22 protein-coding genes are annotated in these 20,139 nt (G+C 71.0%); 16 read left to right on the top strand and 6 right to left on the bottom strand.

The genetic code is table 11. The features are described 5' to 3' along the window. Positions 1 to 8: 8 nt before the first annotated feature. The 3 genes from ACFXOA_RS08270 to ACFXOA_RS08260 are packed head-to-tail and all read left to right on the top strand — an operon-like array spanning position 9 to position 2,714. Complete coding sequence (locus ACFXOA_RS08270; RefSeq protein ID WP_385023928.1) at positions 9 to 740, top strand: response regulator transcription factor; 732 nt, start codon at positions 9 to 11, stop codon at positions 738 to 740. Next, positions 737 to 2,158 (top strand): sensor histidine kinase, encoded by a 1,422-nt coding sequence (locus tag ACFXOA_RS08265; RefSeq protein WP_385023926.1) that lies wholly within the window; start codon positions 737 to 739, stop codon positions 2,156 to 2,158. The genes ACFXOA_RS08270 and ACFXOA_RS08265 overlap by 4 nt, the downstream gene beginning before the upstream one ends. Before the next feature lie 31 nt (positions 2,159 to 2,189). Beyond that, on the top strand, positions 2,190 to 2,714 hold the full coding sequence (locus tag ACFXOA_RS08260) for a DinB family protein (protein ID WP_385023924.1): 525 nt from the start codon (positions 2,190 to 2,192) through the stop codon (positions 2,712 to 2,714). 70 nt (positions 2,715 to 2,784) lie between these two features. On the opposite strand, the gene ACFXOA_RS08255 is transcribed toward ACFXOA_RS08260, so the two are convergent. After that, positions 2,785 to 2,979, bottom strand: a complete 195-nt coding sequence (locus ACFXOA_RS08255; RefSeq protein ID WP_385024184.1) for a DUF397 domain-containing protein — start codon at positions 2,977 to 2,979, stop codon at positions 2,785 to 2,787. 13 nt (positions 2,980 to 2,992) lie between these two features. Beyond that, positions 2,993 to 3,844 carry a helix-turn-helix domain-containing protein gene (locus ACFXOA_RS08250; protein ID WP_385023922.1) on the bottom strand — a complete coding sequence of 284 codons (852 nt, stop codon included), beginning with the start codon at positions 3,842 to 3,844 and terminating at the stop codon, positions 2,993 to 2,995. A gap of 245 nt (positions 3,845 to 4,089) precedes the next feature. Between ACFXOA_RS08250 and ACFXOA_RS08245 the strand changes: the two genes are divergently transcribed. The 4 genes from ACFXOA_RS08245 (at position 4,090) to ACFXOA_RS08230 (ending at position 6,663) form a co-directional block, all read left to right on the top strand. Further along, the gene (locus tag ACFXOA_RS08245; RefSeq protein ID WP_385023920.1) at positions 4,090 to 4,551 is read left to right on the top strand and encodes an ATP-binding protein; all 462 of its coding nucleotides are present in this window, start codon (positions 4,090 to 4,092) and stop codon (positions 4,549 to 4,551) included. A gap of 722 nt (positions 4,552 to 5,273) precedes the next feature. Continuing rightward, a complete protein-coding gene (locus ACFXOA_RS08240) occupies positions 5,274 to 5,861 on the top strand; it encodes a hypothetical protein (RefSeq protein WP_385023918.1) in 588 nt (195 codons plus the stop codon). A gap of 178 nt (positions 5,862 to 6,039) precedes the next feature. Then, the gene (locus ACFXOA_RS08235; protein WP_385023916.1) at positions 6,040 to 6,324 is read left to right on the top strand and encodes an AbrB/MazE/SpoVT family DNA-binding domain-containing protein; all 285 of its coding nucleotides are present in this window, start codon (positions 6,040 to 6,042) and stop codon (positions 6,322 to 6,324) included. A gap of 21 nt (positions 6,325 to 6,345) precedes the next feature. Continuing rightward, the gene (locus ACFXOA_RS08230; protein ID WP_385023914.1) at positions 6,346 to 6,663 is read left to right on the top strand and encodes a hypothetical protein; all 318 of its coding nucleotides are present in this window, start codon (positions 6,346 to 6,348) and stop codon (positions 6,661 to 6,663) included. Between the two features lie 58 nt (positions 6,664 to 6,721). Here ACFXOA_RS08230 and ACFXOA_RS08225 read toward each other — a convergent pair whose 3' ends face one another. From ACFXOA_RS08225 to ACFXOA_RS08215, 3 genes are all read right to left on the bottom strand, one after another. Next, on the bottom strand, positions 6,722 to 7,285 hold the full coding sequence (locus ACFXOA_RS08225; protein WP_385023912.1) for a Uma2 family endonuclease: 564 nt from the start codon (positions 7,283 to 7,285) through the stop codon (positions 6,722 to 6,724). Between the two features lie 145 nt (positions 7,286 to 7,430). Next, positions 7,431 to 8,342, bottom strand: coding sequence for a phosphotriesterase (locus tag ACFXOA_RS08220; RefSeq protein ID WP_385023910.1), 912 nt, complete (start codon positions 8,340 to 8,342; stop codon positions 7,431 to 7,433). Next, complete coding sequence (locus tag ACFXOA_RS08215; protein ID WP_385023908.1) at positions 8,339 to 8,887, bottom strand: carboxymuconolactone decarboxylase family protein; 549 nt, start codon at positions 8,885 to 8,887, stop codon at positions 8,339 to 8,341. Before ACFXOA_RS08215 ends, ACFXOA_RS08220 begins: the two co-directional genes overlap by 4 nt. An 87-nt stretch (positions 8,888 to 8,974) precedes the next feature. On the opposite strand from ACFXOA_RS08215, the gene ACFXOA_RS08210 reads away from it, so the two are divergent. Further along, the gene (locus ACFXOA_RS08210) at positions 8,975 to 9,556 is read left to right on the top strand and encodes a CGNR zinc finger domain-containing protein (protein WP_385023906.1); all 582 of its coding nucleotides are present in this window, start codon (positions 8,975 to 8,977) and stop codon (positions 9,554 to 9,556) included. 244 nt (positions 9,557 to 9,800) lie between these two features. Here ACFXOA_RS08210 and ACFXOA_RS08205 read toward each other — a convergent pair whose 3' ends face one another. After that, positions 9,801 to 11,624: a bifunctional metallophosphatase/5'-nucleotidase gene (locus ACFXOA_RS08205; RefSeq protein ID WP_385023904.1), complete on the bottom strand. Its 1,824-nt coding sequence runs from the start codon at positions 11,622 to 11,624 to the stop codon at positions 9,801 to 9,803. Between the two features lie 348 nt (positions 11,625 to 11,972). Between ACFXOA_RS08205 and ACFXOA_RS08200 the strand changes: the two genes are divergently transcribed. The 8 genes from ACFXOA_RS08200 to ACFXOA_RS08165 all read left to right on the top strand — a co-directional run bounded on the left by ACFXOA_RS08200 (position 11,973) and on the right by ACFXOA_RS08165 (position 20,026). Further along, positions 11,973 to 12,710, top strand: a complete 738-nt coding sequence (locus ACFXOA_RS08200) for a hypothetical protein (protein WP_385023902.1) — start codon at positions 11,973 to 11,975, stop codon at positions 12,708 to 12,710. Positions 12,711 to 12,807: 97 nt separating this feature from the next. Beyond that, the gene (gene mshD / locus ACFXOA_RS08195) at positions 12,808 to 13,731 is read left to right on the top strand and encodes a mycothiol synthase (RefSeq protein WP_385023900.1); all 924 of its coding nucleotides are present in this window, start codon (positions 12,808 to 12,810) and stop codon (positions 13,729 to 13,731) included. Between the two features lie 95 nt (positions 13,732 to 13,826). Beyond that, positions 13,827 to 14,237, top strand: coding sequence for a GntR family transcriptional regulator (locus tag ACFXOA_RS08190; protein ID WP_385023898.1), 411 nt, complete (start codon positions 13,827 to 13,829; stop codon positions 14,235 to 14,237). Then, positions 14,234 to 15,130 carry an ABC transporter ATP-binding protein gene (locus ACFXOA_RS08185; protein WP_385023896.1) on the top strand — a complete coding sequence of 299 codons (897 nt, stop codon included), beginning with the start codon at positions 14,234 to 14,236 and terminating at the stop codon, positions 15,128 to 15,130. The genes ACFXOA_RS08190 and ACFXOA_RS08185 overlap by 4 nt, the downstream gene beginning before the upstream one ends. After that, positions 15,127 to 16,110: a hypothetical protein gene (locus ACFXOA_RS08180; RefSeq protein ID WP_385023894.1), complete on the top strand. Its 984-nt coding sequence runs from the start codon at positions 15,127 to 15,129 to the stop codon at positions 16,108 to 16,110. The genes ACFXOA_RS08185 and ACFXOA_RS08180 overlap by 4 nt, the downstream gene beginning before the upstream one ends. Positions 16,111 to 16,393: 283 nt before the next feature. Next, complete coding sequence (locus tag ACFXOA_RS08175) at positions 16,394 to 18,640, top strand: RNA degradosome polyphosphate kinase (protein ID WP_385023892.1); 2,247 nt, start codon at positions 16,394 to 16,396, stop codon at positions 18,638 to 18,640. Further along, positions 18,627 to 19,613, top strand: coding sequence for a CHAD domain-containing protein (locus ACFXOA_RS08170; protein WP_385023890.1), 987 nt, complete (start codon positions 18,627 to 18,629; stop codon positions 19,611 to 19,613). The genes ACFXOA_RS08175 and ACFXOA_RS08170 overlap by 14 nt, the downstream gene beginning before the upstream one ends. Beyond that, positions 19,610 to 20,026 (top strand): NUDIX hydrolase, encoded by a 417-nt coding sequence (locus ACFXOA_RS08165; RefSeq protein WP_385023888.1) that lies wholly within the window; start codon positions 19,610 to 19,612, stop codon positions 20,024 to 20,026. Before ACFXOA_RS08170 ends, ACFXOA_RS08165 begins: the two co-directional genes overlap by 4 nt. Positions 20,027 to 20,139: the final 113 nt, after the last annotated feature.

Here is a 20,139-nt window from a genome sequence, read left to right as displayed (position 1 = left end):
AAGCAGCGATGAGCCCCGCCGAAGACGATCCGCAGCGTGTCCTGATCGTCGACGACGAGCCCGCCGTCCGCGAGGCCCTGCAGCGCAGCCTCGCGTTCGAGGGGTACGGGACGGAGGTGGCCGTGGACGGCTACGACGCCCTCGCCAAGGCGGAGTCGTACGCCCCCGACCTGATCGTCCTGGACATCCAGATGCCCCGCATGGACGGCCTCACCGCCGCCCGGCGCATCCGTTCCACCGGATCGACCACGCCGATCCTTATGCTCACCGCGCGCGACACCGTCGGCGACCGGGTCACCGGTCTCGACGCGGGCGCCGACGACTACCTCGTCAAGCCCTTCGAGCTGGACGAGCTCTTCGCCCGTATCCGCGCCCTGCTGCGCCGCAGTTCGTACGCGGTCGCGGCGGGCGGCCCCGTCCCCGACGACGACGTGCTGGCCTTCGCCGACCTCCGCATGGACCTCAACACCCGTGAGGTCACCCGGGGTGCCCGCAGGGTGGAGCTCACCCGCACCGAGTTCACCCTCCTGGAGATGTTCCTGGCCCACCCCCGGCAGGTGCTGACCCGGGAACAGATCCTCAAGGCCGTGTGGGGGTTCGACTTCGAACCCAGCTCCAACTCCCTGGACGTCTACGTGATGTACCTGCGCCGCAAGACCGAGGCGGGCGGCGAGCCGCGCCTCGTGCACACCGTGCGAGGCGTCGGGTACGCCCTGCGCTCCGGCGGCGGTGACGGGTGACCGGCCTCATCCGCCGGCTCCGCGCCCTGCCGCTCCGCTCCCGCCTCGCCCTGCTGGTCGCGGCGGCGGTGGCGGCGGCCGTCGCGGCGGTCGCGGCGTCCTGCTGGTTCGTGACGCGGGAACAGCTGGAACACCAGATGGACGAGACCTTGCGCAACTCCAAGGTCGACGACATCTACCTGGCGAACCTGTACACGTACTGCAAGGGCGGCACCTCGCAGGAGACCCCGCCCATGCCGAGCGTGACCGTCCAGCTCATCGACGCCCAGGGCACCGTGTGCGTCGCACCCGGCACGTCCAAGTTGCCCGCGACGGACGCCGATGTTGAGGTGGCCCAGCGCCAGCGGCTCACCGCGCTGCACACCGAGAAGGCTGAGGACGGCTCCGAAATGCGGGTCTTCACCAAACAGCTGGCGGTCGGCCGGGGCCCCGGCGCGGGGTCGGGCAACCTCGCGCTCTCCATCGCCCGCCCGATGAGCGAGATCACCAAGCCGCTCTCCACCCTCGCCTGGGTCCTCTTCCTGGTCGCCGGGATCGGCGTCGTCGGCGCCGGCGCCGCAGGCCTGTGGATCGCCCGCACCGGGCTGCGGCCCGTCGACGACCTCGCGCACGCCTTCGAGCACGTGGCCCGCACCGAGGACCTCGGTGTACGGCTCCCCGCCGAGGGCGAGGACGAGATCGCCCGGCTCTCCCGCTCCTTCAACGCCATGACCAGCTCCCTGGCCACCTCCCGCGACCGCCAGTCCCAGCTCATCGCGGACGCCGGGCACGAGCTGCGGACCCCGCTCACCTCGCTCCGTACGAACATCGAGCTGCTCGCCCGCAGCGACGACACGGGCCGGGCGATCCCGCCCGAGGACCGCAAGGCGCTGATGTCCTCGGTCAAGGCCCAGATGACCGAACTGGCCGCGCTCATCGGCGACCTCCAGGAGCTCTCCCGCCCCGACGCCGCCCAGCCCGGCCCCCTCCAGGTGCTTGCCCTGCACGACGTCACCCGTACGGCGCTCCAGCGCGCCAGGCTGCGCGGACCCGAGCTGACCATCACCGACGAGCTGGCCCCCTGGTACGTACGCGCGGAACCCGCCGCGCTGGAGCGGGCGATCGTCAACGTCCTCGACAACGCCGTGAAGTTCAGCCCGGCGGGCGGCACGATCGAGGTCGCTCTTCACCGCGGCGAACTGACCGTACGCGACCACGGCCCCGGCATCCCCGCCGAGGACCTCCCGCACGTCTTCGAACGCTTCTGGCGCTCCCCCTCGGCCCGCCAGCTCCCCGGCTCCGGCCTCGGCCTCTCCATCGTGGCCCGCACGGTCCAGCAGGCGGGCGGCGACATCGCGCTGCGCCCGGCGGTGGGCGGAGCCGGCACGGTGGCCTCGATCCGACTGCCGGGGGCACCCCAGCCGCCGCCGGGGGTGTGAGGACGGCCGGGCAGCCGCACAGAATGGAGCCATGACATGGAAGGCACCATCGGTCCGGCGCACCGCACAGCTGGGCGACTTGGGCACCGCGGCTGAGCGTCACATGCTCGAGGGCTGGCTGAACTGGCACCGGGAGACGTTGCTGGCCAAGTGCGCCGGGCTCGAACCGGACCAACTGTCGCGGGCGACCGTGGAGCCGTCGGACCTCACCCTCCTCGGTCTGGTCCGGCACATGGCGGAGGTGGAGCGGTGGTGGTTCCGGCGAAGCTTCGGGGGTGAGACCGTCGGCGATGTGTTCACCGGCCCCTCCGACGGCAACGAGGGACTCGACGGAGTCCGGGCAGCCGACGCGGAGAGAGACATCGGGGTGTTCCAGGCCGAGGTCACGGCGTGCGACGCGGCAGCGGCCGGGCACGACCTCGACGAGACCTTCGTGTCCTCCCGCGGCACCGTCCTGAGCCTGCGCTGGGTCTACGTACTGATGATCCAGGAGTACGCCCGTCACAACGGCCACGCCGACTTCCTGCGAGAGCGGACCGACGGGGCAACCGGGTAGTCGGCCCTCCTGGTACGCGGTTGCAGCGCGCCCGAGATCGGAACCGCTCCCGGGAACCACCCCCGCCCGCTCAGGCCAGGTCGTCGAACTCGCCCTCCTTGGCCCCGCCGAGGAACGCCCGGAGCTTGGCGCGGGTGGTGCGGACGACCACGTCCGGGTTGTCGCTCTCGCGCAGCAGTATCTCCCCGTCGTGCTCGGCGAGTTCGAGGCAGTCCGAACCCTCGGCGTTCGAAGACTTCGAGGACTTGCGCCACTGGATATCCATCATCCTCATGCCTTCATGTCTGCTGGGTGATCTTCAGTATGAAATCCCGAGAACTGACCGGGTCGAGCGCCCGCTCCTCGGTTCGGTCCAGAGCGACGCGCCAGCTCTCCAGGCTCGACTCGGCATCCAGGAAGGACGACCCGGTCGCAGTGTCCGTCTGAACGGTGTCGAGCTGCGGGACAGGCCCACACACGTAGTGTGCCGAGCTGCTCGCGAAAGGGAACCCTCCGGCCGTAAAGGGAATGACCCTGATGGCTACATTACGTCGGTCGGACTCCACCAGGAGAGCGGCAAGTTGGCCACGCGCGACCTCAGTGCCCCCGCATGTCATCCGCAACGCGGCTTCATGAATCAGGAATGTGCAGACCGGCGGGTCCGGTCGATCGAGGACATCACGACGCTGCAGACGGTGGGAGAGCAGCCGCCTTTGTCGTGGCGAGCTGGGTGGCGGGACACTTTCGGCGAAGACGCTGCGCGCGTACGCCTCGGTCTGCAGAAGTCCCGGTACGTACATGATCTGCACGGACCGGATGGCGACGGCGTGATGCTCCAGTTCGGCGAGATCAAGGGCGTCATCGGACAGCTCGCCACGGTAGTGCTCCCACCAGCCACTCCCACGCTCGCCTGCCATCGCCGCGAGCGCATCGACATAGGCGTCGTCACCGCATTCGTAGTGGACAGCCCAGGTGCGCACACGCTGAGGACTCACGCCGAACCGCCCGGACTCCGTGTTGCTGACGGTGGTGCGGTCCGCCCCCAGCCGCTCTGCAGCCTGGGCGATCGTCAGCCCAGCTCGCTCCCTCAACCTGCGCAGTTCGGCGCCGAGTCGACGCTGCCGCGCCGTAATCAGCTTCCTTGACGGCATCAGGATCTCCCTCCGTCGCATCCCAGTCTGGCCGTACCCGAAGCCCTGGGCGCTCGTTACTCAGAACATCGGGGCGTATCACTAGTTATGAAGCACGGGTTTCTTCATTAGATCTCGCGCTTCGAACCGCCCCTCGACCACGGCCGCACGACCGGGCCCGTCCAGTGACAGGCACGCCCCTACGGCCACCACCACGGTCAACGAGCAACGCGCCCGTACGGAGCGCACCATGTGGGGAGAACGACATGACCGGCGTCCACACCGCCACACCCTCCGCGTCACCGCACCGCCATGACGGCGAGGACTACCGGCTCTCCCTGCCCAACACCTCGCGTTCGGCGGGGATCGCGCGGCACTTCGTCACCTCGCTGCTCACCGCCTCCCCGCACAGCGGGATCGTCGACGATCTCCGGCTCTGCGTGACCGAGGTCGTGGCCAACGCACATCGCCACACCGGCACTTCGTCGATCCGTCTGCATGTGACAGTCAGCCCGGAGCAGGTGACCGTCTCCGTCGCCGATGACGCGCCCTGGACTCCGCCCCCGGCGGACGAGATCCGCAGCGGTCCTGGGAAGGAGAGCGGGCGGGGGCTGGTCCTGCTGGACGCGCTGGCCTCGGCGTGGGGATCGGACGTCTGCGGGTGCTGCGCCCCGAGCCACAAGGCGGTGTGGTTCACCCTGCCCGCCACCGCCAGGGCCACCTCATAGCGTCCGGCCCACGCACGTACGGCGGTTGAGGCTCGATCCGCCCACCGCGATCCACCCGGCGGCCCGGTCACCGGCCCGCCCCACTCCCACGGACCCTGATGCGCCGCACCTCCGGCGCGGCTTCGCGCTGCGCTCCTTCGGCATGCCCTGATCCGGCATGGACCGCTCTTCCCCGTCCCTCCCAGGAGGTCTCTACGACGCCCGCCCGCCGCGCCCAGCCCCGTGTGTGGCTGCCGGCCGTCGAGTGGCTGGTGGCCGCGGGCCTTCATCCGCGTGCGTGCGGGACCACTCTCGCCGTGGCCCGGGACCTCGCGGCCCGCATGGACTACCGGCGGGGACACGTCCTGTACGACCTCGAAGGCACCGCAGCCCGATGCGGGGTTTCGACAGCGACGGTGAAGCGCCATGTCCGGGTGCTGCGAGAGCTCGGCGCCCTGGCCTGGCAGCGGCACGGCACGAAGAGGAACCTCAGGCTCCCGGGGCGGCCGTACACCGCGACCGCGACCATTTACGCGGCGACAATCCCGGCCGCGTACGACGAGGCGATGGGGCACCGGCTCGACGGCACAGGCTACGGTGCCCGCCTGCTCGGGGTCACGGAAGACGGCCGAACTCCCGCTGCCAGTACCGCCCGTGCCAGTACACAGCCTGTGGACAACCCGCGCTCGGGACAACGCCGTTACCGGGGTCGTGCACCCCATTCTCTCGGGTCCCACCACGACGTGCCTACCTCTGACCTCGACGGTGGAATGAACTACACCGCGCGGGCGAACCGCCGAACCAGGAGGACGGTGAAGGGCAGCGGCGGCCAGTCGCAACGACGCCCGTGGCAGGTGTCCGATGACATCGGCATCGCACGGCAGGTCCGGCCACTCGTCGGCTGGACCCAGGGGGAAGGGCTCCGCCGACTGGCATTCGCGCTGCGCCCTCTGATCGACCGAGGCCTCGACGCCCACGACATCGCGGCCGAACTCACCGGCATGGCCGTCGGCCGTCGTCCCGTACGGCCAGCAGCCTTCATCACCGCCGCCCTCACCCGGGACCGGCAAGCGGAAGCCGCCGACGAGGTGGGCGAGGAGCTGACGGCCGACCCCGCGACCCATCCGGAGTGGCAGCAGTGGCTGAACAACCGCCCGGCCGAAACCCCCGGGCGTACGGACGAAGACCGCCGCCGTGCCCGGCTCTACTCGTGGGACCGGTGGCCCGAGGTGGCCGCGCACTACGACGACGACCCCGACGACGCCCTGGACCTCTACGGAACCCGGCTGTGCGCGTACGCCGTCAAGCGTGCCGCCCGCTGCGCGCAGTGACGCCTCAGCCACGGGCCCTCAGGGGCGAGGTCGCCGTCAGCTGCGGGGTGGTCACAGCGACAGGCCCGCCCGATCCGGCTTCCATGGAGACTCGCAAATTGCGAAATTCTTAAACTCGCAATTTGCGATCCCCGGCGGTAGGGTGATCGGGATGGCGACAGAGGTAGGAGGTCATCACATGACTGCAGCCACAGCCACACTCCGCACGAACGGGCAGGTCACGCTGCCCAAGATCATTCGAGAAGCCCTCGGGGTGCACCAGGGTGACGAGCTCGAGTTCGAGATCACCAGCGCCGGCGAAGTAACGGTGCACGGACTCACCAAGATCCGCTCCGACCAGGCCTGGTTCTGGACACCGGAGTGGCAGGAGGGCGAGCGCAGGGCCAGCGAGGACATCGCTGCCGGGCGCACCGCTGTCCACGAGGACGCAGACAGCATGTTCGCGCACCTCGATGAAGACTGACCCCTGACACCGGGAGGCCGATTGCCGACTTTTGAGACGACTGCCCACTTCAAGCGCGACTTCAAGGCCCTCAAGCCTGAAGAGCAAAAGCGCTTCGAAGAGGTCATCCGGAAGAAGTTCGTCCCGGATCTGGAGCGAGGGCAGTTCCGACCCGGGCTACGGGTCAAGCCGGTCCAGGGCATCTCCATGCCGCAGGGCGCACGCCCCGTCATGGAAATGACGTGGGCGCCCGACGGTCGCGCGACCTGGCAGTACGGAGACGAGGTCCGACCAGGGGAGACGCACATCCTGTGGCGCCGCGTAGGGGGACACGACATCTTCGTCCCCGGACCGGCCTGAACAAGCCGACGGGCCGCCACTTCCGTGGCGGGCCGTCGGTGCCCCCTGACCGCGCCGTCTACTGCCGGGCCAGCCCGGCCGGATCGATCGCGATCGGGAACGGGGCGTCCAGCTGGGTGGTCGTTCCCGAGAGGGCGGTGGTCCGCTCCACGTAGCGGCCGTCACGCAGCTCGAAGATGACGAGCATGGGGGCGGGGTCGAACTCCAGGCGCCAGAAGTGCGGGATGGCGGCCTCGGCGTACAGCATGGGCTTGACCTTGCGGTCCATGGTGCTGTTGCCGGGGGAGACGAGTTCGACAACCAGCTGAACCGCTTCGACGTCGACGGTGACGGGATCGTCGGCGGTCGCGCCTGCGTCGGCCACCACAAGATCGGGCACGACCAGCCCGGACGGCAGGACGACGTTGACACCTTCCAGGATCTCGACCGGTACGCCGACGGCCCGGGCGGCCACGTCCAGAGCCGCATGGAGGCGGAACGAGGCCCGCTGGTGGCGGACGCCGGGGGCGGGAGACATCACGAGGGATTCCCCCAGCAGCTCATAGCGGGTCGTGCGGTCTTCGGGGAGGGCCAGGACATCGGCGACGGTCCAGGGCCCGGTGTGGTCGATGGCAACGCTCATTCCCTTTCACCTCCTCGTCCGACCGGCGGTCTCCGTCCCACCTCGGCAGGCGGCACACGGCCAGCATACGGCTGCCCCACCTGCCGACACGGGGCTTCGTCGTGCCGGTGGCGTGACGGCCGAAGGCCATGGCCGCCGGACCTCGTCAGGACCGCCAGTCGACGGCGAAGGCGCGGGCCGGGTTGTCCACGAAGACGGCGGTGGCGAGGTCCGGACCGAGCTCACGCTCGATCCTGGGCCGGATGCCGCCGAGCAGGAACGGCATGCCGGGGCCGTCGGCCGTGGAGCGGGCGGAGGCGGTGACGGTGTCCCCGCCGAGAAGCAGCCGGTCCGCGTGCCCGGCCTCGGCGAGTGCCGCGATGGCGTCCAGGAGTCGCCAGTCGGTGGCGTGGTGGGCGCGGGAGGGGCCGTCGAAGGCGACGAAGGCGCCGGCTTCCGCGACCTGGCGGTGGACGCGGCTGTCGGGGAACCGGTGCAGGTGGCCCAGGATGACGCTGCCCGGGGGTACGCCGTGGCGTCCGCACAGGGCGTCGAGCACGTCCGTGGCCGCCGAACCGGCCTCCAGGTGGACGCCGATGGGTGCCCCCGTGGCGTGGTGGGCCTCCGCGGCTGCGGCGAGCACGTGTTCCGCGTGCCGGTCGAGCCGGTGGTAGGCGCCGGCGATCTTGATCATGCCGGCCCGGACCGGGCCGGTGGTCAGTTCGCTGATGAAGAGCCGGGCGAGGTCGTCGTAGGCACCCTTGAGGACAGCGGGGTCGTAGTGCTTGGCCTGATGCATTCCGGTGGCGCCGACGACGTGGACGCCGGACTTCCGTGACAGCTCGGGGAGTTCGGCGAGCCGACGCCCCATACCCCAAGGTGTCCACTGCACGACGGCCCGGCCGCCGAGCGCGGCGAACGCCACCAGCTCGACGGCGGCCGCCTCGGAGTCGTCCAGTTCCTGGCCGGGGAGCGTGGGCGAGCGGATGAAGAGATGGTCGTGGGAGTCGCAGACGCCGAGCCTCCCGGGGGCGATGTCGCCGAGGACGGTGCGGACGGTGGGGCCCTTCGTCGTCATGCGGTGGCCTCCTCGGGCCCGGTCCCGGTCCCGGTCCCGGTCCCGGTCGCGGCGCCGGTCGCGGTCGTGGCGCCGGTCGCGGTCGTGGCGCCGGTTCCGGCTTCGGCCTCGGCCAGGGCGGCGGTGGCCACGCGCAGGCCGGCCAGCGCCTTGGGCACACCCACGTAGGGCGCGAGGTGGACGAAGACCTCGATGAGTTCGTCCCGGGTCATGCCGACCCGGAGCCCCGTCCGGACGTGGCCCGCGAGCTGCGGATCAACGCCGCCGAGGGCGGTCAGGGCGCCCAGGTTGACCAACTGGCGGTCGCGCGGGGAGAGCCCGTCGCGCTGGTAGGTGCCGCCGAAGAGCGCGGTCACGATCCAGTCGGCGAAACCGGGCGCGGCGGCCTCCAACGAGGAGAAGAGCTCCGCACGCGCGGTCTCGTCCTGCAGTTCGGCGAGGGTCCGGTAACCGGCCTCACGGTCGAGAGCGGCCTTGCTCGGCAGGCCGGTCACCAGGAAGTTCTGGTCGGCCGAAGCCTCGGTCTGTGGTTCCTCGATCGACATGGAAGCTCCCGGCTGAAGGGTAGGTAACGACTGAACCGTTACGAGCGAAGCTAGCACGCGTAACGCCACACCCGTTACGCTTACTCCGTGACGACTTCCCGGACGCCCTCCTCCGTGGACCCGACGGCCTTCCGTTTCGACTGCGGCGCCGTCTGGCTCAACCTCCTGGCCACCCGGGGGCGCACCTTCAGCGCGAAGCCGGTGGAGCGGATCGCCACGCCCGAGCGGCTCTTGGAATGGCTCACCCGTGTCGAACTGGCTCCCGCTCGAACGATCACCGATGACGACCTGTCGCGGGCACACGAGCTCCGGGAGACGCTGCGCGAACTCGCCCTGGCATCGGTCGACGAGGAGCCTCCCTCCGCCGGGGCCGCAGCAGACCTGGCGGCCTTTCTCGCCGAGCACGACGCACCCGCACGGCTCTCCGTCGACACACGGCTCCACCGCGAACCGCCGGTCACCGCCGCCGAGGCACTGGCCCGCATCGCCCGTCAGGCCGTGGAACAGCTCACCACCGCCGACCGCCTCGCCCTCAAGGTCTGCCCGGAGGACGACTGCCGCGGCGTCTTCGTGGACCCCGTCGGCCGCCGCCGCTGGTGCCCCTCCCCCGCGTGCGCCAGCCGTGGCCGCGTCCGCGCCCTGCGCGCCCGGCGTGCCGAAGCCGGCTGACCCGCGGGCACCCGGCGGCACAGTGCGTCGCAAGCAGTCGTGGCGTGGGCCGCCGATGTGCGGGCGGCGACATGCTTCTCGCCTTTGACGTACGGGCCCGCACCCTGGGCCGCCAAGCACCCACGCGCCGATACGCACGTGCCGCCCTGCCAAGACGCCGACGGCCCGCCACATCACGTGGCGGGCCGTCGGGGAGTGTCGGACCGAGGCCGAGCGAGGAGGTGCCCCGCTCGGCCGGTCCGGGCTACTGCACGACCGTGATCCGGTCCGTGGCCGGCGGGGCCAGCGGGGCGTCGGCTGTGGAGTGGGCCGCCAGGTAGGCGTTGAACAGGTCGAGGTCGGAGGCGCCGACCAGCTTGTTCGTGCCCTGGCCGAGGGCCGCGAAGCCGTCGCCGCCGCCCGAGAGGAACTCGTTCATCGCGACGCGGTAGCTCTTCGCCGGGTCGATCGCCTCACCGTTCAGGCGGATCGACGAGGTGACCACCCGGTCGGCACCGGCCTTGGTCATGTCCAGGGTGTAGGTGAGCCCCTTCGAGACCTGGAGGATCTTCGGGGACGCCGCGTTGGAGCCGCTGACCTGCTGCTGGAGCGCGGTCACCAGCTGGGCGCCCGTCAGGTCGACGACGGTCATCATGTTGGTGAACGGCTGCACGGTGAACGCCTCGCCGTACGTCACCACCCCGTCGCCCTCACTCCCGGAGGCCGCGTACACGAGGTCGGAGCGGATACCGCCCGGGTTCATGAACGCGACGACCGCGCCGCCCTTGTCCGCGGGGGCCAGGCCCTCCAGCTGGGCGTCGGCGATCAGGTTGCCGAGCGGCTTCTCCGGGGCGGTGGACCCGCGGCCGTTGATGTCGGCGGAGATGAAGCCCTGCGGCCGGTTCGCGATCGGCGCGGCGAGGGTGTTCCAGCGGGCGATCAGGGCCGACATGTCGGTGGCCTTGGCCTGGTCCCGGCTGACGATGTGGTTGGCCGACTCCACCGACGTACGCACGATGTCCTGGGTACGGCGGTCGTAGGTGAGGGTGGTGTCCGTGTAGAGCTTGCCGAACGACGAGGCCGAGGTGACCATCCGGGGCTTGCCGGACGGGTCCGGGACGGTGCACACGTACGCCTGGTGGGTGTGGCCGGTGACCAGCGCGTCGACCTTCGGCGTGATGCCCTTGGCGATGTCGACGATCGGCCCGGAGATGCCGTCACCGGCGCCGGGGCTGTCGCAGTCGTAGTTGTACGAGGCGGAGGCCGGGGCACCGCCCTCGTGGATCAGCGCGACGATGGACTTGACGCCCTGGCGGTCCAGCTCCTTGGCGTACTTGTTGACCGTCTCGATCTCGTCGTGGAACTTCAGGCCCTTGACGCCGTTGGCCGTGACGATGTTCGGCGTGCCCTCCAGGGTCACCCCGATGAAGCCGATCTTGACGCCGTTCTTCTTCCAGACCGTGTACGGCTTGAGGATCGGCTTGCCGGTCTTCTCGCTCGTCACGTTGGCCGCGAGGTAGGGGAAGTCCGCCCCCTTGAACTTCTTCCCCTTCTCGTAGCAGCCCTCGACCGGGTGGCAGCCGCCGTTCTGCAGGCGGGCGAGCTCGGTCGCGCCCTCGTCGAACTCGTGGTTGCCGACGGTGGTGACGTCGAGGTCCAGGCCGTTGAGCGCCTCGATGGTGGGCTCGTCGTGGAAGAGACCCGACAGCAGCGGGCTCGCCCCGACCATGTCACCGCCGGCCGCCGTCACGGAGTACGGGTGCCCCTTGCGCGCGGTGCGCAGCGAGGTGGCGAGGTACTCGACTCCTCCGGCCGGGACGGACTTCACCGTGCCGTCGGCCTGCGTCTCGGAGACCGACCCGGCGGAGCCGGCCGGCGGCTCCAGGTTGCCGTGGAGGTCGTTGAAGGAGAGCAGCTGCACGTCGACCGTGCGGGACGGGTGGCCGTGACCGTGCCCGTGGCCGTTCCCGTGCCCCCGGTCGTGGGCGCCCGCCGGCATCGCGGCGACGAGAGCCCCCATGGTGGCGAGCCCGGCCGCGGCGGCGAGCACCCGCCGGGACGCGCGGTTCTTCTGAGGATTCGCTGACATCGGTCCCCTTGTGAGTGTCTGGATCCTGCGTGCGGCAGCCTAGGGTCAACGCGCGTAGCGCGACAGGGTCCGGTGGTTACGAGCTGGTTGCTTCCGGCTCGTAACACCCACACAGGCGACGAATCCCATATTCCGGCCCAACAGGACAACTGACACCGTGTCACTGTCACGTTCGCACCACAGGAACGCCACAGGATGATCCGCGTCTACGCGCGAAGCATGGGTGGCGGGCCCTGGAGCACCCACCCGGTTGCCCCTCCTTATGGTGTGATGTCCGGCCGAACGGGACCCGAGAGCGGGCCGACGGGCCGGAACGCCATGTCGGCGCCACGCTCTAGTCTCCGCCCCATGAGACACACGAAGCTCCTGATTCCCCTGCTCGCCGCCGGGCTCCTCACCGCCGGCTGCGGCTCCGACGACGCGGGCACCGCGTCGGGCTCCGGCAAGGGCTCGACCGGCTCCGCCCGGAAGTCCGACTCCGGTTCCGGGGGCCAGGCGTCCGGCAAGGACCTGGCGGTCGCGATCACCGGTCCGCAGAAGGACGTACTGGAGAGCGGGGACAAGGGACTCGAAGTCACCCCGGAGCCCGCTCGCGACGCACCGTTCACCGAGCAGATAGAGCACAAGCTGCGCGAGGACGTCATCCGCGACGCCAGAGTGCCGGGCAAGACCGAGGCCAGCTGCCCCGACGGTGTGACCCAGAAGGCCTCCGCCGTCAGCAAGTGCACGGTCACCTACGAGGGCGCCGAGATCCCGTACACGGTCACCATCAGCGACTCGTACCGCGAGGGGAGCTTCATCACCTCGTACACCGCCGAGCCCCAGAAGATGCTGCTGGTCGCGAAGGCCACGTACAACCAGTTCGACGAGAGATACGGCGCCCAGTCCGGCCGGTCGGACGCGAGCAAGCTCTCCTGCGACGAGATCCCCGTCGCCAAGGCGTTCGACTTCGACTCCGACAGCGGTTACACGTGCCAGTTCTGGAGCAAGTACGGCGGCGAGGACGGTGACGGCGGCTTCAAGACGGTGAACATCACCATCGGCAAGGCCGGCTACAACGCCCCCGGCTTCGAGGAAGCCGAATAAGGCTTCCCGCGCCCCGCACCGGCACCACCGCCCGGCGGCAGGCACCCGGTGGGGCGTTCCCGCGAACGCCCCACCCCGCCGCCGTACGCTCGTACCCATGACGACTGACGCACCCCTTCCCTCCCCCGGGCGCGAGATCGAGACCCTCGACGCGCTCACCCCCGACCAGGCCGACGCCGTCCTCGCCCTCCTCCGCGAGGCGGCCGGAACCGATGGCCGGCAGGCCGTGTCCGAACAGGGGCGGCTCCAGCTGAGGGGCGGGCAGCGTGAAGGCGTCCGGCATTTCCTGCTCACCGTCGAGGGCGAGCTGGCCGGATACGCGCAGCTGGAGGACGCCGACCCGGTCGAGGCCCCCGCCGCCGAACTCGTGGTGGCACCCGCGCACCGGGGCCGGGGCCACGGCCGTGCCCTCGGAGCCGCCCTCCTCGCCGCCACGGGGAAGCGGCTGCGGGTCTGGGCGCACGGCGGCAAAGCGGCCGCCCGCCATCTCTCGCAGGTGCTCGGACTCTCCCTCTTCCGCGAACTGCGCCAGTTGCGGCGCCCCTTGGACTCCCTGGACATCCCCGAGCCGGAGCTCGCTCCCGGCGTCACCGTCCGCGCCTTCGTACCCGGTCAGGACGACGCCGCCTGGCTCGCCGTCAACCGCGCCGCCTTCGCACACCACCCGGAGCAGGGCTCCCTCACCCAGCGGGACCTGGACGACCGCAAGGCCGAGCCGTGGTTCGACCCGAAGGGCTTCTTCCTGGCCGAGCGCGACGGCGAGATCATCGGCTTCCACTGGACGAAGGTGCACGCCGAGGAGCAGCTCGGCGAGGTCTACGTCGTCGGCGTCCTGCCCGGCGCCCAGGGCGGCGGCCTCGGCAAGGCCCTGACCGCGATCGGCCTGCGGCACCTGGCCTCCCTGGGGCTGCCCACCGCGATGCTCTACGTGGACGCCGACAACCCGGCGGCGCTGTCCGTGTACGAGCGGATGGGCTTCGCCACGCACGAGGTGGACCTCATGTACCGCACGGAGTCCTGACCGCGACTCAACTCCGGATGGGGCGGCGTCACTTGACGCCGCCCTTTTCTTGCACCACCCTTTCACTACTCAATTAGTGAAAGGGTGGTGAACCGATGGCAGAGCCCGCAGCGGTCGAGTTCCGCATCGACCGGCGCAGCGGCGTCGCCACCTACCTCCAGATCGTGCAGCAGACCAAGCAGGCACTCCGCCTCGGTGTGCTGGAGCCGGGCGACCGGCTGCCCACGGCCCGCGAGGTGGTCGAGGCCACCGCGATCAATCCCAACACCGTGCTCAAGGCCTACCGCGAGCTGGAGCGCGAGGGCCTAGTCGAGGCCCGCAGGGGCCTCGGCACCTTCGTGCGCCGCACCCTCGGCAGCGCGGCGGCCACGACCGACCCGCCGCTGCGTGCCGAACTGGCCGAGTGGACCCGCAGGGCACGCGCCGCCGGACTGGACCGGGACGACATGAGCGCGCTCTTCAACGACGTACTGGACGACACACTCAAGGGGGACACGCGCTCATGACAGGAGCCGTGATCGAGGCGTACGGCCTCGGGCTGACCTACGGACGACGGCGGAGACGGACCGCTCTGCACGACTGCTCCTTCCGTCTGCCCACGGGGCGGATCTGCGCCCTCGTCGGACCCAACGGCGCGGGGAAGTCCACCCTGCTCTCCCTTGCGGCGGGCCTCCTTCGCCCCACCGAGGGCTCGGTTCGGGTGCTCGGCACCACACCGGCCGGGGCCCGTACCCGTATCGCGTACGTCGCGCAGGACAAGCCGCTGTACCCGCAGCTGACCGTGGCCGACACCCTGTGGGCGGGAGCCGAGCTGAACCCCGGGACCTGGGACCGCGCGGCGGCCGACCGGATCGCCGCTCCGCTCCCCCAGGACGCCCGGGTCAAGTCCCTCTCCGGCGGTCAGCGCACCCGCCTCGCCCTGGCGTTCGCGCTGGGCAAGCGGCCCGAACTGATGCTGCTGGACGAGCCGATGTCCGACCTCGACCCGCTGGCCCGGCACCAGTTGATGGGCGTACTCATGGCCGAGGCGGCCGAGTACGGGACCACCATCGTGATGTCCTCGCACATCCTCACCGAGCTGGAGGGCGCCTGCGACTACCTCCTGTTCGTCGACGGCGGGCGGATACGGCTGGGCGGTGAGAGCGACGACATCGTCGCCGCACACGCCCTGCTCACGGGCCAGGCGGGCGACCTCGCCCCGCACACGGTCGTCGAATCACGCACGACGGGACGTCAGCTGAGCGCGCTCGTACGCCCTGAGGGGCCGGTGGACCGCACGGCATGGGAGGTCACCGAGCCGTCCCTGGAGGAACTGCTGCTGGCGCACCTCCGCTCGCCGGACGCCCCGCCGCTGCTCACCCCGAGCGCGGTGGCCCCCGAGGAGGTGGCCGCGGCATGAGCGCGACCCTCGACGCGCTGCGCGGGCCCACCCGCGTCGTCGTGCGGCAGCACCGGTGGGCGATGTGGATCGTGGGCGGGCTCGCCGTCGTGGTCGGCCTCGGCCTGATCGCCGTCGCGATGCGAGCCGCCCAGGTCACGGACAACTTCCAGGCAACCGGCTGCCAGTTCTACGCTGCCGGGGAGACCCGGGCCTGCATACAGACCAGCAGCAACTACGCGGAGAGCATGGACCTGTACGCAGGGCTGTTCAACAGCGTCGCCTTGGGCCTCGTCGTTCTGCCCGCGCTTCTCGGCGCCTTCGTCGCGGGCCCGCTGATAGCCAGGGAACTGGAGAGCGGCACCTTCCGGATGGCCTGGACGCAGTCGGTGTCGCCCGGCCACTGGCTGGCTGCCAGGCTCGCCGTACCCACCGCCGCGCTGGTCGCCGGCTCGGCCGTCCTGGCACCGCTGCTCCACTGGGCTCGCACCCGGGAGGCCGCAAGCCCCTACCCGTTCCGCTGGTTCGAGGTATACGTCTTCCCCACCACAGGCGTCGTCCTGCCCGCGTACATCCTGTTCGCCGTGGGTACCGGCGCACTCATCGGCCTGCTGATCCGCCGGGCTTTCATCGCCCTGACCGTGTCGGCGGTCACCAGCGGTGCGGCGGCCATCGCCTTCGGCGCCTACCTCCGCCCCTATCTCTGGCCGCGCACCACGGTGAGCGGCCAGGGGCACCTCAGGGAGAACGCCTGGATGGTGGATAGCGGCTACCTCACCAGCGGCGGTGAGCGGGTCTCGCCACCCAAATCGTGCTACGCCTCCTCCGGCACCTCATGGGAGCGCTGCCTCACCGACCACGGCATCACCGGCAGCTACGTCGACTACCACCCCCAGTCCCACTTCTGGCCCATCCAGCTCGTCGAGACCGGCATCCTGCTCGCCCTCGCCGCGCTGGCCCTCGCGCTCGCCTTCCGCGTCCTGCGGCGCCTCCACGGCTGACCCGCGCTCCTCCTGTCCGGACTTCGGGGGGAGTCCGGGCAGGGGGTTCACCCCGAGTGACCGAGGGGCGTCCGTGGGGACGCACCGCAGTCACACCGCTTCCTGTACGTCATGTCGTCGTTACCGGCCATTCAGAAGACCTTGCAACCCTCACGGGATGCAGCCAGCTGTGCCCACCCCGCGCAACGGGAGCGGCCCCGTCCGGGGGACCACTCCCGATTCTTCCGCGATCTTTCTCGGCTCCGACGCGCCTGACCGGCCGAACGCGCGGAAGAATAGGTCCATGAGCCAGCAGCCCAGCTCCGAGGTCCCGGTCCAGCCCACCCAGCCGTCGGTCGGCTCACTCGCCGCGCACCGGCCCCATGCCGTCGCCGGTGCCATGCCCGCCGGCCTGTCCACCACCGCCGATCTGGACCCCGACCTGGACAACGACGCGGACGCGTACGAGCCGGAGCAGGACGGCGAGGAACTGCCGCAGGGCCGTTTCCTCGACCGTGAGCGCAGTTGGCTCGCGTTCAACGAACGGGTGCTGGAACTCGCCGAGGACCCCACCACCCCGCTACTCGAACGGGCTAACTTCCTCGCCATCTTCGCGTCGAACCTGGACGAGTTCTTCATGGTCCGGGTCGCCGGCCTCAAGCGCCGTATCGCCACCGGTGTCGCCACCCGGTCCGCGTCCGGGCTGCAGCCCCGCGAGGTCCTCGACCTGATCTGGACCCGCTCCCGCGAGCTCATGGCCCGCCACGCCGCCTGCTACCAGCAGGACGTGGCCCCCGCCCTGTCCGACGAGGGAATCCAGCTGGTCCGGTGGCCGGAACTGACCGAGAAGGAACAGGCCCGCCTGTTCACCTTCTTCCGCCAGCGGGTCTTCCCCGTGCTGACCCCGCTGGCCGTCGACCCCGCGCACCCGTTCCCCTACATCTCCGGGCTGTCCCTCAACCTCGCGGTCGTCGTACGCAACCCCGTCAGCGGCCACCGCCACTTCGCCCGCGTCAAGGTCCCGCCGCTGCTCACCCGCTTCCTGGAGGCGTCCCCGCAGCGCTACGTCCCCATAGAGGACATCATCGCGGCGCACCTCGAAGAGCTCTTCCCCGGCATGGAGGTCCTGGCCCACCACATGTTCCGGGTCACCAGGAACGAGGACCTGGAAGTGGAGGAGGACGACGCCGAGAACCTCCTCCAGGCCCTGGAGAAGGAGCTCATGCGGCGCCGCTTCGGCCCGCCGGTGCGCCTGGAGGTCGAGGAGTCCATCGACCCGTACGTCCTGGACCTGCTCGTCCGCGAGCTGAAGATCTCCGAGACCGAGCTCTACCCGCTGCCGGGCCCCCTCGACCTCACCGGCCTCTTCGGCATCGCCTCGCTGGACCGGCCCGAGCTGAAGTACCCCAAGTTCGTCGCCGGCACCCACCGCGACCTCGCGGAGGTGGAGTCCGCCTCCGCACCCGACATCTTCGCCGCCCTCCGCGAGCGCGACGTCCTGCTGCACCACCCGTACGACTCCTTCTCCACCTCCGTCCAGTCCTTCCTGGAGCAGGCGGCGGCCGACCCGGACGTCCTCGCGATCAAGCAGACGCTGTACCGCACCTCCGGCGACTCCCCGATAGTGGACGCGCTGATCGACGCCGCCGAGTCCGGCAAGCAGGTCCTCGTACTCGTCGAGATCAAGGCACGGTTCGACGAGCAGGCCAACATCAAGTGGGCCCGCAAACTGGAGGAGTCCGGCTGCCACGTCGTCTACGGCCTCGTCGGACTCAAGACGCACTGCAAACTCTCCCTGGTCGTCCGGCAGGAGGGCGACACACTGCGCCGCTACTCCCACGTCGGCACCGGCAACTACCACCCCAAGACCGCCCGGCTCTACGAGGACCTCGGTCTGCTGACGGCGGACCCGCAGGTCGGAGCCGACCTGTCCGACCTCTTCAACCGGCTCTCCGGCTACTCGCGCCGCGAGACCTACCGGCGGCTGCTGGTGGCCCCGAAGTCCCTGCGTGACGGGCTGATCGCCCGGATCAACAAGGAGATCACCCACCAGCGCGCCGGGCGGCCCGCCTACGTACGCATCAAGGTCAACTCGATGGTCGACGAAGCGGTCATCGACGCCTGCTACCGGGCCGGGCAGGCCGGTGTCCCGGTCGACATCTGGGTGCGGGGCATCTGCGCCATACGCCCCGGCGTCAGCGGGCTCTCCGAGAACGTGCGTGTCCGCTCCATACTGGGCCGCTTCCTCGAACACTCCCGGGTCTTCGCCTTCGGCAACGGCGGCGAACCCGAAGTGTGGTTCGGAAGCGCCGACATGATGCACCGCAACCTCGACCGCCGGATCGAAGCACTGGTCCGCGTCACCGACCCCGCGCATCGCGCCGCCCTCAGCAGGCTCCTGGAAACCGGCATGTCCGACACCACCTCGTCCTGGCACCTGGGTCCCGACGGAAACTGGACCCGGCACTCCACGGATGCGGAGGGGCAGCCGCTGAGGCACGTACAAGAGATGCTCATTGACGCCCGGAGGCGCCGGCGTGCGACGCCCTGACCACCCGACGACGACCCTCTCCGCGGAGGCGGTCCTCGCGCCCTACCTGCGCGACCAGGCCGCCGCCTTCCTGCGGGGACTGCGGCTGCACCGCGAGACCAGCGCTCCCGCGGACACCGGCGGCCAGTGCGCCGACGAGGCCGCCCGGGCACTGCGCCACGCGGCCCGCAGGATCGGCGGCACGCTGCACACCTTCCGCGGCGCGCTGGAGACGGCCTGGGCCGACCAGCTACGCGCCGAACTCGCCTGGCTCTCGGGCACCCTGGCCCGCGAGCACGCCTACGCCACCCGGCTCGCCCGGCTGCTGGAAGCCCTGCACCAGCTGTCCGGGGCCTCCCTCCCGGCGGCCCGCGCCCCCGGGGACAGCCCCTCCGAGAGCGACAAGGAGCGCGCGGCCCTCGGCGTCGGCGCCGCCCGCGCCGGCGCCCTCCTGGAACGCCGGCTGACCCTCGCCCGGACCCGCGCCCACTCGGCCGCCCTCCAGGCCCTCGGCTCCTCCCGCTTCCACGCCGTCGCCGACGCGGTCGCCCTGCTCGCCTCGGACGTCCCGCTGGCACCGTCAGCCGCCGAACCCGCGGAAACGCTGCTGCGCGCCCCCGCGGAACTCGCCGAGCAGCGCATGCTGGACGCCGTGGCCTCGCTGCCGCCCGACGAGTCCGTGGAGCCCTACAACGAGGCCCACGACGCCCTCTGGCACCAGGCCCGCCTACTCCTGCGGCTCCACCGGTACGCCCACGAGATGCTGCGAGGCGGCCCGGACCCGGCACTGTCCGGCCCCGGCCACGCCCTCGACCTGCACCGGGACGCCGCCGAGGCCGCGGCGGCCGCCTCCGCCGCCGCCCGCACCCCGCGCATCGCACCGGCGACGGCGTACGCCCTCGGCGTGCTCCACGCCGACCAGCGGCACGAGGTGGAGGCGGCGCGGAGCGTGTTCCGCGAGACCTGGCCGTACGCGGCGGTGATCGCCCCGTGAGCACCGGACCGGTACGCGCGGCCGGCTGCGTCCTGTGGCGCCGCGCCCAGGACGGTGCCGGTGTCGAGATCTGCCTCGTCCACCGGCCGCGATACGACGACTGGTCCTTTCCCAAAGGGAAGCTCAAGCGCGGCGAGACACCGCGCGAGGCCGCGCTGCGCGAGGTCCTGGAGGAGACCGGCCACCACTGCCGGCCCGGCGCCCCCCTGCCGACCGCCCTGTACATGGCCAACGGGCACCCCAAGGAGGTCAGTTACTGGGAGGCGGAGGCAACCGGGGGTGCCTTCGAACCCAACGACGAGGTCGACCGGCTGGCCTGGCTCGCCCCGGACGTGGCACGGCCACGGCTGACCCGGCCCGGCGACCGCGTACAACTGGACGCCTTCCTCCGCGTGGACCTCCCCGCGCGCTGACGGACCTTCCCGCCCGGTGCCGGACGGACCTCTCCACCCGAGGACGGGCCCCCGCGCACCGACGAACCCCGCCGTACAGGAGCCGACGGATCCGCGCACGTTGACGGTCCTCC

Source organism: Streptomyces sp. NPDC059166 (genome assembly GCF_042755185.1).
Classification (GTDB): Bacteria; Actinomycetota; Actinomycetes; order Streptomycetales; family Streptomycetaceae; genus Streptomyces.
This window is presented reverse-complemented; position numbering and strand designations above follow the sequence as displayed.

Excerpts from the sequence above, each read along its gene's own strand:
- ACFXOA_RS08270 (WP_385023928.1), top strand. The coding sequence starts at position 9 with ATGAGCCCCGCCGAAGACGATCCGCAGCGTGTCCTGATCGTCGACGAC.
- ACFXOA_RS08260 (WP_385023924.1), top strand. The coding sequence starts at position 2,190 with ATGACATGGAAGGCACCATCGGTCCGGCGCACCGCACAGCTGGGCGAC.
- ACFXOA_RS08255 (WP_385024184.1), bottom strand. The coding sequence starts at position 2,979 with ATGGATATCCAGTGGCGCAAGTCCTCGAAGTCTTCGAACGCCGAGGGT.
- ACFXOA_RS08250 (WP_385023922.1), bottom strand. The coding sequence starts at position 3,844 with ATGCCGTCAAGGAAGCTGATTACGGCGCGGCAGCGTCGACTCGGCGCC.
- ACFXOA_RS08245 (WP_385023920.1), top strand. The coding sequence starts at position 4,090 with ATGACCGGCGTCCACACCGCCACACCCTCCGCGTCACCGCACCGCCAT.
- ACFXOA_RS08235 (WP_385023916.1), top strand. The coding sequence starts at position 6,040 with ATGACTGCAGCCACAGCCACACTCCGCACGAACGGGCAGGTCACGCTG.
- ACFXOA_RS08225 (WP_385023912.1), bottom strand. The coding sequence starts at position 7,285 with ATGAGCGTTGCCATCGACCACACCGGGCCCTGGACCGTCGCCGATGTC.
- ACFXOA_RS08220 (WP_385023910.1), bottom strand. The coding sequence starts at position 8,342 with ATGACGACGAAGGGCCCCACCGTCCGCACCGTCCTCGGCGACATCGCC.
- ACFXOA_RS08215 (WP_385023908.1), bottom strand. The coding sequence starts at position 8,887 with ATGTCGATCGAGGAACCACAGACCGAGGCTTCGGCCGACCAGAACTTC.
- ACFXOA_RS08205 (WP_385023904.1), bottom strand. The coding sequence starts at position 11,624 with ATGTCAGCGAATCCTCAGAAGAACCGCGCGTCCCGGCGGGTGCTCGCC.
- ACFXOA_RS08200 (WP_385023902.1), top strand. The coding sequence starts at position 11,973 with ATGAGACACACGAAGCTCCTGATTCCCCTGCTCGCCGCCGGGCTCCTC.
- mshD (WP_385023900.1), top strand. The coding sequence starts at position 12,808 with ATGACGACTGACGCACCCCTTCCCTCCCCCGGGCGCGAGATCGAGACC.
- ACFXOA_RS08190 (WP_385023898.1), top strand. The coding sequence starts at position 13,827 with ATGGCAGAGCCCGCAGCGGTCGAGTTCCGCATCGACCGGCGCAGCGGC.
- ACFXOA_RS08185 (WP_385023896.1), top strand. The coding sequence starts at position 14,234 with ATGACAGGAGCCGTGATCGAGGCGTACGGCCTCGGGCTGACCTACGGA.
- ACFXOA_RS08180 (WP_385023894.1), top strand. The coding sequence starts at position 15,127 with ATGAGCGCGACCCTCGACGCGCTGCGCGGGCCCACCCGCGTCGTCGTG.
- ACFXOA_RS08175 (WP_385023892.1), top strand. The coding sequence starts at position 16,394 with ATGAGCCAGCAGCCCAGCTCCGAGGTCCCGGTCCAGCCCACCCAGCCG.